Here is a 13972-nt window from a genome sequence, read left to right on the forward strand (position 1 = left end):
AAGAAATACAATAAATCATGAGTTTCATAAACAGTATTATTAAAGTCTTTGTAGGTGATAAATCACAGAAAGATGTCAAAGCTTTACAACCTTACTTAAATAAAATTAAAACATTCGAAGCTCCTTTAATGAGTCTATCAAACGACGAATTAAGAGGTAGAACTGTTTATTTTAAAGATAGAATCAAAGAAGCTAGAGCTGACAAAGATGCTAAAATTGCTTCGCTTAAAGCGGAAGTAGAAAACATCGAAGACATCGACAAAAGAGAAGATCTTTATGATGCTATTGATGCTCTTGAAAAAGAAGCTTACGAGATTTCAGAAAAAACTTTATTAGAAATTCTTCCAGAAGCTTTTTCTGTTGTTAAAGAAACAGCTCGCCGTTTCAAAGAAAACTCACATGTTGAAGTTACTGCAACTGCAAAAGACCGTGAATTCTCTGCTACAAAACCTTACATCACAATTGATGGCGAAAAATCTATTTGGGCTAACAAATGGAACGCAGCTGGAAAAGACATTACTTGGGACATGATTCACTATGATGTTCAGTTGATTGGTGGTATGGTTCTGCACGAAGGTAAAGTTGCCGAAATGCAAACGGGAGAAGGTAAAACTTTGGTTGCTACTCTTCCTCTTTACTTAAACGCTTTAACTGGAAACGGAGTTCACTTAGTAACTGTGAATGATTACTTGGCAAAACGTGATAGTACATGGAAAGCGCCTTTATTCGAATTCCACGGTTTATCTGTCGATTGTATTGACAATCACCAGCCAAGTACAGAACAAAGAAAGAAAGCTTACGACGCAGATATCACTTACGGAACTAACAATGAGTTTGGTTTCGATTATTTAAGAGATAACATGGCGCATTCTCCAAGCGATTTAGTTCAGAGAAAACACAATTTCGCAATTGTCGACGAGGTGGATTCTGTATTAATTGATGACGCTAGAACTCCGCTTATCATCTCAGGACCAGTTCCGCAAGGAGATCGTCATGAATTCAACGAATTGAAGCCAAAAATCGAGAACTTAGTTGCACAACAACGTCAGTTAGCAAATGGTTTCTTAGCTGAAGCTAAAAAATTAATTAAAGAAGGAAATACTAAAGAAGGTGGTTTCTTATTATTAAGAGCTTACAGATCTTTACCAAAAAATAAAGCATTAATTAAATTTTTAAGTGAAGAAGGAATTAAACAATTGCTTCAAAAAACTGAAAATCAATATATGCAAGACAACAATCGCGAAATGCATAAAGTAGACGAAGCTTTATATTTTGTGATTGAAGAAAAAAACAATCAAGTTGAATTGACAGATAATGGTATTAAATACCTTTCTGGAGATACAGATGCCGATTTCTTCGTTTTACCAGATATCGGAACAGAAATCGCTGCGATTGAAAAACAAAAACTTGACAAAGATTCTGAAGCAGAAGCTAAAGAAAGATTATTCCAAGATTTTGGAGTAAAAAGCGAGCGTATTCACACTCTTACTCAATTATTAAAAGCATATGCTTTATTCGAAAAAGATGTAGAATACGTTATCATGGACAACAAAATTATGATTGTCGATGAACAAACAGGTCGTATCATGGACGGACGTCGTTATTCAGACGGTTTACACCAAGCGATCGAAGCAAAAGAAAACGTAAAAATCGAAGCTGCAACACAAACATTTGCAACAGTTACATTACAGAATTATTTCAGAATGTACAGCAAATTAGCTGGTATGACAGGTACAGCTGTTACAGAAGCTGGAGAGTTATGGCAGATTTACAAATTAGACGTTGTTGAAATCCCAACTAACCGTGGAATTGCAAGAATTGACAAAGAAGATTACATCTACAAAACAACACGTGAGAAATTCAATGCAGTAATCGAAGACGTTACTGAATTATCACAAGCTGGAAGACCTGTATTAATTGGAACAACTTCTGTAGAGATTTCAGAATTATTAAGCCGTATGCTTAAAATGAGAGGAATCACACACAACGTATTGAATGCTAAAATGCACAAGCAAGAAGCACAAATCGTTGAAGAAGCTGGTAAAGCCGGAGTTGTAACTATTGCAACAAACATGGCCGGTCGTGGTACCGATATTAAATTATCTCCAGAAGTAAAAGCTGCCGGAGGTTTAGCAATCGTTGGTACAGAACGTCATGATTCTCGTCGTGTAGACAGACAGTTACGTGGTCGTTCTGGTCGTCAGGGAGATCCAGGAAGTTCTCAATTCTATGTTTCTCTTGAAGATAACTTAATGCGTTTATTTGGTTCTGAAAGAGTTGCGAAAGTAATGGACAGAATGGGATTGAAAGAAGGTGAAGTTATTCAGCATTCTATGATGACTAAATCTATCGAACGTGCTCAGAAAAAAGTAGAAGAAAACAACTTTGGTGTTCGTAAACGTTTATTAGAATATGATGACGTAATGAACTCTCAGCGTGAAGTAGTTTACAAACGTCGTCGTCATGCTTTATTTGGTGAGCGTTTAAAACTGGATATCGCTAATATGCTTTATGATACTTGCGAAGTAATTGTAAGCAACAATAAAGTAACAAATGATTTCAAAGGATATGAGTTTGATTTAATTCGTTATTTCGGAATCACATCTCCAATTGCAGAAGCTGATTTTGCTAAATTATCTGACATTGAAGTTACAGGAAAAGTATACAAAGAAGCTTTAGCTTTCTATACAGAAAAAACAGAAAGAAGCGCAAGAGAAGCTTTCCCAATTGTAAAAGGAGTTTACGAAGAGCCAAATAATCATTTCGAAAGAATTGTGGTTCCTTTTACTGACGGAATCAAAACTTTGAATGTTGTAACTGATTTGAAAAAAGCTTACGAAAGCGAAGGTGCTCAATTAATTGCTGATTTCGAGAAAAACATCACACTTTCTATTGTAGATGAAGCTTGGAAAAAACACTTACGTAAAATGGACGAATTGAAACAATCTGTTCAATTGGCTGTTCACGAACAAAAAGATCCATTGCTTATCTACAAATTAGAAGCTTTCAATTTGTTTAGAGGAATGTTGGACAACGTTAACAAAGAAGTAATTTCATTCTTATTCAAAGGTGATTTACCTGCTCAAAACGCACCAGAAATTCACGAAGCGAGAGAAGTAGTTCGTCCAAAAGAAAATTTACAATTAAGTAAAGACGAAATTCCAAATAGCGAAAGCATCAACCGTGAAGCTGGAGAAACACAACAACGTCAAGTTACAGAAACTATCGTTAGAGATATGCCAAAAATCAACAGAAATGATACTGTAACGGTTCAAGAAGTTGCAACTGGTAAAACTGAAACGATGAAGTACAAAAAAGCAGAAAGTTTATTAGCTGCTGGAACTTGGGTTTTGGTTAATGAATAATTTTTTAACTATTCAGTCGCAGTTTACAGACTGACACTTTAATAATAAAAAAGACCGATAGTTTAAAACTGTCGGTCTTTTGTTTTTAAGCTATTTTAAAAAAACTAATTTACAGGTTCCAAACTCTGAGACTGTAAACTGTAAACTGAGACTTATTTAGGGTTATCCTGATAATAACGTTCTTCAATCCGTTTAATATCTTTTATAGAATTTTTCGCCCACAACAAACGTTTTACTAAAATTTCTTCATCAGATAATTTCCAATCAATATCAGATCTTCTAAGTCTATTTGTTAAGCTTTGAATAATAATGGCTGCCGAAACCGAAATATTTAAACTTTCAGTAAAACCAACCATTGGAATTTTTAGAAACCCATCGGCGTTATCCATAATTTCTTGCGATAATCCTTCTTTTTCTGTTCCGAAGAATAAAGCGCTGGGTTTTGTAATATCGAAATCTTCTAACATGCAATCTTTTTCATGCGGTGTTGTAGCAATGATTTGATAACCTTTACTTTTTAAATCAGAAAGACAACCTGAAACCGAATCAAATCTATTAATATCAACCCATTTTTGAGCTCCAAGGGCAATTTCTTTATCAATACGTTTTCCAAAACGCTGTTCAATTACATTCAATTCCTGAATTCCAAAAACTTCACAGCTTCTCATTACAGCGCTTGTATTGTGCATTTGATACACATCTTCAACTGCGACTGTGAAATGTTTGGTTCTATTTTCTAATACTTTTAAAAAATTAGCTTTTCTATTATCAGTTAATATATTTTCTAAGAATGCGAGGTAATCTAAATCAATCATTTTAGGCTTATTTTTTTTGCAAAAATACATTTTAAGAAATATTCTGTTTGATTTTATTTTTACTTTTTATTAAAAATACCATCCATAACACCATAAAATACTGCTTCTCCAAATGTTTTCTTTTTTTCTTGATCTGGAAAAATAGGTTCCGGCTCTATATTACTCATTTCTTTCTTTAATAATAATTTAGTGTTTACAAAAGAGTAATATTTTTGTGATTCTATTTTAATCGGATTAAATCCAGGTTTCGGATTATAAATTGAAAATGGTTTAGTAGAATTATTATACTGCTGAAAATTAACCCTTAACGGAGTTTCTTTTAAAAATGAAAATGCAGTTAGATTATCGCTTTGGCTGAACAAACTTTTACTTTTAGAAATTGTTTGCCCAAAAAATGAAATGCTCAATAAAAAACATCCTATTAAAAATAACTTTTTCATCTGATAAAATTAAAACATAAAAGTAAGAAAAAACTATTTTTACAATCAAAAAAGTACATTCCGTTTTATTAAAAAAAATGGACAGAAAACAATTTATAATATGAAAAAGAAACTTGTAGTCTTAACTGGAGCCGGAATAAGTGCAGAAAGCGGAATCAAAACTTTTCGCGACAGCGATGGCTTATGGGAAGGTCATGATGTAATGGAAGTTGCAACTCCAGAAGGATGGCATAAAAATCAGGAACTAGTTTTGGACTTTTACAACAAAAGACGTCAACAACTAAAAGAAGTTAATCCAAATTTGGGGCATATTATTCTAGCTGAACTTGAAAAAGATTTTGATGTTCATATTATTACTCAAAACGTAGATGATTTACACGAGCGTGCCGGAAGCACAAAGGTTTTGCATTTACATGGAGAATTATTAAAAGTAAGAAGTATTCGAGACAAAAATCTGATTTTAGATTGGACCGAAGATTTATTTACAGGAGATTTTGATTTAAATGGACACCAATTACGCCCACACATTGTTTGGTTTGGCGAAGAAGTTCCAGCATTAGAAGAAGCAATTGACATTACAGAAACTGCAGATTATTTTGCCGTAATCGGAACTTCTTTGCAAGTTTATCCTGCCGCTGGCTTAATTGCTTATGCTCCGAGTACAACGCCCGTTTTTTATATTGATCCAAAACCAATTGCGATTCCAAATATTAGAAATAAAGTAGAAACGATTGCTAAATTTGCTTCTGAAGGAGTTGCGGATTTGAGAGAGAAATTAAAATCGATTTAAACACATAATTTATTGAACACGAATTGACACGAATCTTTTACGTTATCTATCAAGTTGCCAAAAAAAAATTCGTGTCAATTCGTGAAATTTGTGTTATGTTCTCTTTTTCTATTTTTAAATTTATTCAATTGACTTTCTGATTACTTTAAATCCGCAAATTCTGTTTATATTTGCACCTTTCGAAAAACAACATAACAATGACTACTCTAAACGAATTGAATGCTATATCGCCAATTGACGGAAGATATAGAAATAAAACTCAAAATTTAGCCCCTTTTTTCTCTGAAGAAGCTTTAATAAAATATCGTGTTTTGGTTGAAGTGGAATACTTCATTGCTTTATGCCAAATTCCATTGCCACAATTGCAAGGTATTGATTCTAGTTTGTTTGAAAGCTTGAGAAATATCTACAAAAACTTCTCAACTGAAGATGCACTTTGGATTAAAGAAACAGAAAAAGTAACCAACCACGACGTAAAAGCGGTTGAATATTTCATAAAAGATGCTTTTGAAAAATTGGGTTTATCTCAATACAAAGAGTTCATTCACTTCGGATTAACATCTCAAGACATTAACAATACTGCTATTCCGCTTTCTACAAAAGAAGCGTTTGAGCAAGTTTATATGCCAACTTTAATTTCTGTAATTTCGAAATTAAAAGAATTAAGTGTCGAATGGAAAGATATTCCGATGTTGGCGCGTACACACGGACAACCAGCCTCTCCTACTCGTTTAGGAAAAGAGATTTTGGTTTTCGTAGAACGTTTAGAAGAGCAAATGCGTTTGTTATTTAACGTTCCGTTTGCTGCTAAATTTGGTGGAGCAACAGGAAACTTCAATGCGCATCACGTAGCATATCCACAAATTGACTGGAAACAATTCGGAAATAAATTTGTTGAAACAGATCTTGGTTTACAACATTCTTTCCCAACAACTCAAATTGAGCATTACGATCATTTTGCTGCATTTTTTGATGCTTTAAAAAGAATCAACACTATCATCATCGATTTAGATCGTGACATTTGGACGTATGTTTCAATGGATTATTTCAAACAAAAAATCAAAGCTGGAGAAATTGGTTCTTCTGCAATGCCGCACAAAGTTAACCCAATTGATTTTGAAAACTCTGAAGGAAACCTAGGTATTGCAAATGCTATTTTTGAACATCTTTCTGCAAAATTACCAATCTCAAGATTACAACGTGATTTAACAGATAGCACTGTTTTACGTAACGTTGGAGTTCCTTTTGGACATACCATTATCGCTTTTGAAGCAACTTTGAAAGGATTAAACAAATTACTTTTAAACGAAAGTAAATTTGCTGAAGATCTAGAAAGAAACTGGGCAGTTGTTGCAGAGGCAATTCAAACAATTTTACGTCGCGAAGCATATCCTAATCCTTATGAAGCGTTAAAAGGTTTAACAAGAACAAACGAAGCTATTGACAAAAATGCGATTCATAATTTTATTGCAACTTTGGAAGTTTCTGATGCAGTTCGAGCAGAATTATTAGCGATAACACCTAGTAATTACACAGGAATTTAAAGAAAAACACCAAATATTTTACTAAAAAAAGCTATCTTTATCGAGATAGCTTTTTTTATTTAAATCCAGAGTTTAGCCCAGATTGAAATGAAAAGCCTTTTGTGAAAAAAGCCATATTTTTTTTGCCGTTACAGACCGTACTCCCGAAGCTTCGGGAGAAGCTCCTGGAACGGCGCCAAAAAATAGGCATTTTTGAACAAAAGCTTGTAATGAAAAGCTGGATCAGCTCCTTAAAAAAATACCACGTTTTTATATGATTGCATTAAATGCCGCAGCCGAAAGTACACACCATTTACAACCTTTAATTAGTGATTTGGGTTTAATCCTGATGACTGCTGGAATTGCCGTTCTATTGTTTAAAAAAATGAAACAACCTTTGGTTTTAGGTTACCTGATTGCAGGATTTTTAGCCGGAAACCATTTCGATTTTTTCCCTTCTATAACCGACATGAAAAGTGTTGAAGTTTGGGCAGAAATCGGAGTTATATTTTTACTTTTTAGTTTAGGACTCGAATTCAGCTTTAAGAAACTAATGAAGGTTGGAGGCACCTCGTCTGTTACCGCCATAACCCAGATTTTATTTATGACATTAGTCGGGTTTTGCGTTGGACAATGGATGGGCTGGGGAAAAATGGACAGTATTTTTCTCGGAGCGACGCTTTCTATTTCTTCAACAACCATTATTATTAGAGCTTTTGATGAATTAGGAGTTAAAGGAAAAAAGTTCGTCGGAATTGTATTTGGGGCTTTAATTGTTGAAGACATTGTTGCGATTTTAATGCTTGTTTTATTATCAACGATTGCAGTAAGTGATCAAGTTTCTGGAACTGAATTATTGCAATCTGTCTTAAAATTAGTTTTCTTTTTAATCATTTGGTTCTTAGGCGGAATCTTTATTATTCCGACAATTTTTAAAAAAGCAAAACATCTTTTGACAGACGAAATGCTACTTATAATATCATTAGCATTATGTTTAATGATGGTGATTTTTGCCGCAAAAGTTGGATTTTCGCCAGCTTTAGGAGCTTTTATCATGGGTTCTATTATTGCTGAAACAACAATGGCAGAAAAAATTGAGCATTTAATTCAGCCTGTAAAAGATTTATTTGGTGCCGTTTTCTTTGTATCTGTGGGAATGTTAATTAATCCGGGAACTTTAGTTTCTTATGCTCTTCCCGTGGCTTTAATTACTTTATTAACTATTTTCGGAAAAGCTTTTAGTTCTTCTATAGGAGCGTTGATTTCTGGTCAGCCATTAAAACAATCCGTTCAAACTGGAATGAGTTTGGCGCAAATTGGAGAATTCTCTTTTATTATTGCAACTCTTGGAATGACGCTAAAAGTAACCAGCGATTTCTTATATCCAATTATTGTTGCAGTATCTGCCATAACTACTTTTACAACTCCTTTTTTAATTAAGTATTCTGAGAGATTTGCTTTGTTTTTAGAATCAAAAATGCCGAAACGATGGGTTAAAAACATCAACCGATATAGTGTAAATGCGCAAGCTATTAAATCTGTCAGCACTTGGCAGATTGTACTTCGTTCGTCTATAACGCAGATTATACTTCATACCATAATTATTACCGCAATTATATTATTGTCAGCTAAATTCGTTGCTCCATTGGTAGCCGATACTCGATTTGGAAATACTTTAGCTGCTTTATTGACATTAGTTATTATTGCTCCATTTTTATGGGCGCTTTCGCTTCGACGCGTAAAAGTTGAAGAAGTAGAAATACTTTGGGAAGAACGTAAATACAGAGGAGCTTTATTAATGCTTATTTTAATCAGAATGAGCCTTGGTTTATTCTTTGTTGGATTTTTATTAAACATTTTCTTTTCTCCTTTAGTCGCTTTTATAGCCTTGATAATTGCAATTGGAGCGTATCAAATTTTCCCTAAAAAGTTAAATGAGCAATATCATAAAATCGAAAATCACTTTCTAAAAAATCTTAATGATCGTGAAAACAAAAAAATCGACAGAAGATATGCCAACTTAATGCCTTGGGACGGTCACATGTCTTTTTTCGAAATTAAAAAAGAATCTAATTTAGTCGGACAAACATTACAAGAACTTAAAATTCGCGAGCAATTAGGCATAAATATCGCTTATATTAAACGTGGAGAAGTTACGATTCCGATTCCAACCAAAAACGAACGTTTATTTCCTGGAGATGAAATCTGTGTAATTGGTACTGATGCCCAAATTGTTGAATTCACAAAATACCTAAACCAAAATGAAACTGAAGCCAGAGGAAAAGTTGAAGAAACGGACATTGTGCTTCGCCAGCTAGAAGTTTCGCAAGAAGAATTTATTCAAAAAAGCATTGGTCAATTCAGAGCCAAAACAGACGGAATGGTTGTCGGTATTGAACGAAACGGAAATAGAATCTTAAACCCAAAATCTAGTTTAATTCTAGAAAAAAACGACATTCTTTGGGTTGTTGGTGACAAAAAAAAGATGAATGCTTTGTTGGCGGTGAAATAAGTTTTTTTTTAAGGGGCAAAGATTCAAAGGGACAGAGGCTCAAAGGTCTCATAAAAAAGCTGAGATTTTTCTGTTTGGAAAAATCTCAGCTTTTTAAACTCTGTCCCTTTGCTACTTTGAACCTTTGTAACTTCAAAAAAATTACTTATTCGGCTGCGGAGTCAAACGCAAGTAAGGTTTTATTGGCGTATGCCCTTTTGGGAATTTTGCTGGAATATCGCTGTCTGGAATTGCTGGCGCAATTACAACATCTTCTCCGTCTTTCCAGTTTGCAGGAGTTGCAACGCTATAATTTGCTGTTAATTGCAAACTGTCGATTACACGAAGCAATTCATCAAAATTTCTTCCTGTTGAAGCTGGATATGTCAAAGTTAATTTGATTTTTTTATCTGGTCCGATAACAAAAACAGAACGAACTGTAAATTTATCACTTGCATTTGGATGAAGCATATCGTATAGATTCGCTACTTTTTTATCCTCGTCTGCAATAATCGGGAAATTAACTTCGGTATTTTGAGTTTCGTTAATGTCTTTAATCCACTCTTTGTGCGAATCTAGACCGTCTACACTTAGTGCAATAACTTTCGTATTTCTTTTAGTAAACTCAGGAACATAATTCGCTACAGTTCCTAATTCAGTTGTACAAACAGGAGTAAAATCTGCTGGATGCGAAAATAAAACACCCCAAGAATCTCCTAACCATTCATGAAAATTGATTGGTCCCTGCGTGGTTTGTGCGCTGAAATCTGGTGCTATATCGCCTAATCTTAATGTTGACATAATTTATCTTTTTTAGTTCCATTAAAATTAATTAAAAAATGCATTTAGAAAACATTCAAAAGGTAAAAAAAAGTTAAAATTCTACTTTCTCTATCTAATTAGTATTTTGAATTAAATAAAACTCAAAACAAAGTACCAAATGGCAAGGGTTAAGAAAGAAATCGGGATACCAAAACCAATCATCATACTGCTTAATTTTGGTTTCAATCCATAAGTTGAAGCCAGAATTGCACCTGTAATCATCGGCGCCATTGCGGTTTCCATTAAAGTGATTTTAATGGCCTCAGAACGTTGATTAAAAATGAAAACATACAATACAAAAATCACAAATGGAACTAAAATTAATTTAAAGAAAAGTCCCAATCGCAAGAATTTCCAATGCTGGCTTTTTCGATCAAAAGTTAATTGCAAACCAACCGAAAGAAGTGCTAAAGGCGTTACTAAACTTCCAATTTTTAATAATGCACTCTGGATATTTTCATGCAAATCATAATTCATAACATTGAAAACACAAGCCAAAACAAACATTAAAAATGGCGGAAACGTAATAATCTTTTTAAATATTCCTAAAAAGTTCGGACTTCCTTTAGAATAAAAAGCTGCGGTAAAAACACCAAGAGTCGAAACCACAACAAAAGTTCCAGGTTGATCTACCAAAACAGCCGTTTCTAAACCTTTTTTCCCAAACAAAGCTTCAATTATTGGGTAACCAAGAAAAGAACTATTACTTAATCCAGCAGTTAAAATTAGACAGCCAATTAATTTGTTTGACCAGCCATTTCTTCTTCCTAAAATATGGAAAAAGAGAAAAGCCAAAATATAAGTAATCCATCCCGCTCCTATCGGAAATAACAATTCGTTGCTCCATTTGATTTTCGGAATATGATATAAAGTAATTGCCGGAAGACAGAAATAAATAACGATTTTATTTAATGTCTTATAGATATGAGTCGGAAATTGTTTTACTCGCTGTAAAACTAAACCAAGTGCAAGGAATAAAAATATTAGAAGAAAGTTGTTCATATCTGTAGCTCATCACAAAAATAAGTATTTAAAATTTGAGGTAAAGAATTAATTTTTAGTTAAATTAGTATTTTGTGTTATAAAAATCTATAAATTTGTAACATATTTTATTACAGTATGATTTCAGGTAAATTTGCCATAACGATTCACATTCTAACTTTGTTGCATAAATTTCCAAATGATTATTTATCATCGGAGTTTATTGCAGGCAGTATGAACGTAAATCCTGTTCTGGTTAGAAAAGAAATTGCCAATTTAAAATCGCATCATATTGTAGAAAGTAAAGAAGGAAAAAATGGCGGAACGAAATTGGCCGTAAACGCTTCTGAATTATCATTAAAAGAAATATTCGAAATGACTTTTGAAACCATTGGTTTAGGTTTTGCTAAAAATCAGCCGAATCCAGATTGTCCTGTTGGAAAAAATATTAATAAGAATCTGGAAGCTTTGTATGCAGAAATGAATCAAAAAGTTAGTGCTCAATTAGAGGGTATTTCATTGGAAGATTTTTCGAATCAATTTTAAAAACTATTTTTTTAATCAAAACTGTAACATTTTTTATTACTAAATAAATTTATATATTATGAAAATCGCAATCATTGGAGCAACTGGATTTGTTGGCTCAGCAATTTTAAACGAATTAGCAGATAGAAAACATGAAATTACTGCTATTGCAAGAACTCCAAAAGAAACTACAAATGCAACTTGGGTTGCTGCAGATATTTTTAACGTTGAGGCGCTAGCTGAAATTTTAAAAGGTCACGATGTTATTATTAACGCTTATAATCCTGGATGGACAAACCCAAATATTTACGATGACTTTTTAGCAGGTTCTAAAGCTATTCAGGAAGCTACTAAAAAATCGGGCGTAAAACGTTTCATTACAATTGGAGGCGCTGGAAGTTTATACGTTGCACCAGATTTACAAGCAGTTGATACTCCAGATTTTCCAAAAGAAATTTTCCCTGGTGCAAACGCTGCAAGACATTATTTGAATATCATCAAAGAAGAAAAAGATTTAGATTGGGCATTTTTTAGTCCAGCTTTCGAAATGCACGCTGGAACTAAAACAGGAAGAACTGGAAAATACCGATTAGGATTAGAAAATCCAGTTTTCAACGACGAGCAAAGAAGCATTTTATCTGTAGAAGATTTGGCGGTTGTTATTGCTGATGAAGTAGAAAATCCAAAACATCACCAAGTTAGATTTACTGCGGGTTATTAATTTTTTTAGATGCTAAGATTCTAAACATCTAAGTTTTTTGTTAGCCACGAATTACACAAATTTTCACAAATTATTTTTATAAACTCTAGATGTAATCCTGAGCGAAGTCGAAGGACTCACAAAGTAATTCCATAATGATATTCAGACCCGACAGGTTTTAAAAACCTGTCGGGTTTCTTTGTATTAAACAATCTTTGTCGAGCTACTTGCGTGTCCTTCGACTTCGCTCAGGATGACAAAAAATTGATAACAAATTCGTGTAAATTCGTGTAATTCGTGGCAAACTAACTTTTTGAAACTGTTTTTGTTTTCTGTACTTTTACATTTCTAAAAAGTGCATTTTGTCAAATTTGAATAAACAAGCTGGAAACATCTCTGAAAAACCTGGGATTTCATCTCCCGAAATCACCAATATTTTGGCTATTAATCAAATTAAAAACAAACGCAAACAACAGCCAACTTCCGAAGAATTAATTAATGGCATTTTAGAAGGAAATAGAACTTTTTTAAGCCGTGCCATTACTTTAATTGAAAGCACAAATTCTGATCATTTTGAAAAGGCTAATGAAGTAGTTCAAGGCTGTTTAGCTCACGCTAATAAATCAATTCGTATTGGAATTACTGGTGTTCCCGGTGTCGGAAAAAGTACTTTTATTGAAGCTTTTGGAAAACATCTGACACAATTAGAAAAAAAAGTAGCTGTTTTGGCAGTTGATCCAAGCAGTTCTCTTTCGCACGGAAGTATTTTGGGCGATAAAACCAGAATGGAAGAATTGGTAAAAGATGAAAATGCTTTTATTAGACCAAGCGCTTCTGGAGAAACTTTGGGAGGTGTGGCACGAAAAACTCGAGAAACTATTATTCTCTGCGAAGCGGCAGGTTTTGATACTATTATTATTGAAACCGTTGGCGTTGGTCAAAGTGAAACCGCTGTTCACAGCATGGTCGATTTCTTTTTACTTTTAAAAATTTCTGGAGCTGGCGATGAACTCCAAGGCATTAAACGCGGAATTATGGAAATGACAGACGCGATCGTAATCAATAAAGCGGATGGAGACAACATTAAAAAAGCCAATCAAGCTAAAGTAGATTTCAACAGAGCTTTGCATTTATTTCCTCCAAAAAAATCAAATTGGCAACCAAAAGTTACAACTTGCAGTTCTGTAACGAAAGATGGAATTCCTGAAGTTTGGAATACTATTTCTGAATATTTTGAAATGACAAAAAAAACAGGATTTTTCCAAGAAAAAAGAAACGAACAAAATCATTTCTGGATGATGGAAACCATCAATGAACAGTTGAAACAAAACTTTTATAATCAACCTGAAATCATTTCGCTTTTAGTAGAAAATAAAAAAGCAGTGCAAAACAATGAAATTTCACCTTTTGCAGCTGCTTCTGAGTTATTAAAATTTTATTTTAAAAAAGATACTAAGTAGCTAAGATACTAAGGTTCTAAGATTTTTTTTAGCTCAAAACTTAACCACAATCTTGTCATT

The 13972-nt window shown here is 33.5% G+C and carries 11 protein-coding genes; 7 read left to right on the forward strand and 4 right to left on the reverse strand.

From position 1 onward, the window contains the following. Positions 1-17 precede the first annotated feature (17 nt). Positions 18-3365 (forward strand): preprotein translocase subunit SecA, encoded by a 3348-nt coding sequence (gene secA / locus NYQ10_RS22285; protein ID WP_289878314.1) that lies wholly within the window; start codon positions 18-20, stop codon positions 3363-3365. Between the two features lie 152 nt (positions 3366-3517). Here secA and NYQ10_RS22290 read toward each other — a convergent pair whose 3' ends face one another. Next, positions 3518-4180 carry a TrmH family RNA methyltransferase gene (locus NYQ10_RS22290; protein ID WP_289878315.1) on the reverse strand — a complete coding sequence of 221 codons (663 nt, stop codon included), beginning with the start codon at positions 4178-4180 and terminating at the stop codon, positions 3518-3520. Between the two features lie 59 nt (positions 4181-4239). Beyond that, complete coding sequence (locus NYQ10_RS22295; protein WP_289878316.1) at positions 4240-4620, reverse strand: hypothetical protein; 381 nt, start codon at positions 4618-4620, stop codon at positions 4240-4242. A gap of 100 nt (positions 4621-4720) precedes the next feature. Here NYQ10_RS22295 and NYQ10_RS22300 point away from each other — a divergent pair, with 100 nt between their 5' ends. From NYQ10_RS22300 to NYQ10_RS22310, 3 genes are all read left to right on the forward strand, one after another. Further along, positions 4721-5410: an SIR2 family NAD-dependent protein deacylase gene (locus tag NYQ10_RS22300; protein WP_289878317.1), complete on the forward strand. Its 690-nt coding sequence runs from the start codon at positions 4721-4723 to the stop codon at positions 5408-5410. Between the two features lie 197 nt (positions 5411-5607). Continuing rightward, entirely contained in the window at positions 5608-6954 is a 1347-nt protein-coding gene (gene purB, locus NYQ10_RS22305) for an adenylosuccinate lyase (RefSeq protein WP_289878318.1), read from the forward strand. Positions 6955-7207: 253 nt separating this feature from the next. Beyond that, positions 7208-9445 (forward strand): cation:proton antiporter domain-containing protein, encoded by a 2238-nt coding sequence (locus NYQ10_RS22310; protein ID WP_289878320.1) that lies wholly within the window; start codon positions 7208-7210, stop codon positions 9443-9445. 141 nt (positions 9446-9586) lie between these two features. Here NYQ10_RS22310 and NYQ10_RS22315 read toward each other — a convergent pair whose 3' ends face one another. Both NYQ10_RS22315 and NYQ10_RS22320 read right to left on the reverse strand, forming a co-directional pair. Continuing rightward, the gene (locus tag NYQ10_RS22315; protein WP_184159842.1) at positions 9587-10225 is read right to left on the reverse strand and encodes a peroxiredoxin; all 639 of its coding nucleotides are present in this window, start codon (positions 10223-10225) and stop codon (positions 9587-9589) included. Positions 10226-10336: 111 nt separating this feature from the next. Continuing rightward, positions 10337-11248 carry an AEC family transporter gene (locus tag NYQ10_RS22320; RefSeq protein ID WP_289878321.1) on the reverse strand — a complete coding sequence of 304 codons (912 nt, stop codon included), beginning with the start codon at positions 11246-11248 and terminating at the stop codon, positions 10337-10339. Positions 11249-11365: 117 nt separating this feature from the next. On the opposite strand from NYQ10_RS22320, the gene NYQ10_RS22325 reads away from it, so the two are divergent. The 3 genes from NYQ10_RS22325 to meaB all read left to right on the forward strand — a co-directional run bounded on the left by NYQ10_RS22325 (position 11366) and on the right by meaB (position 13912). Beyond that, a complete protein-coding gene (locus tag NYQ10_RS22325; protein ID WP_289878322.1) occupies positions 11366-11773 on the forward strand; it encodes an RrF2 family transcriptional regulator in 408 nt (135 codons plus the stop codon). Between the two features lie 58 nt (positions 11774-11831). Beyond that, the gene (locus NYQ10_RS22330; RefSeq protein ID WP_289878323.1) at positions 11832-12473 is read left to right on the forward strand and encodes an NAD(P)-dependent oxidoreductase; all 642 of its coding nucleotides are present in this window, start codon (positions 11832-11834) and stop codon (positions 12471-12473) included. Positions 12474-12814: 341 nt separating this feature from the next. After that, positions 12815-13912, forward strand: a complete 1098-nt coding sequence (gene meaB, locus NYQ10_RS22335) for a methylmalonyl Co-A mutase-associated GTPase MeaB (protein WP_289878324.1) — start codon at positions 12815-12817, stop codon at positions 13910-13912. Positions 13913-13972 lie beyond the last annotated feature (60 nt).

Source organism: Flavobacterium johnsoniae, assembly GCF_030388325.1.
Taxonomy (GTDB): Bacteria; Bacteroidota; Bacteroidia; order Flavobacteriales; family Flavobacteriaceae; genus Flavobacterium; species Flavobacterium johnsoniae_C.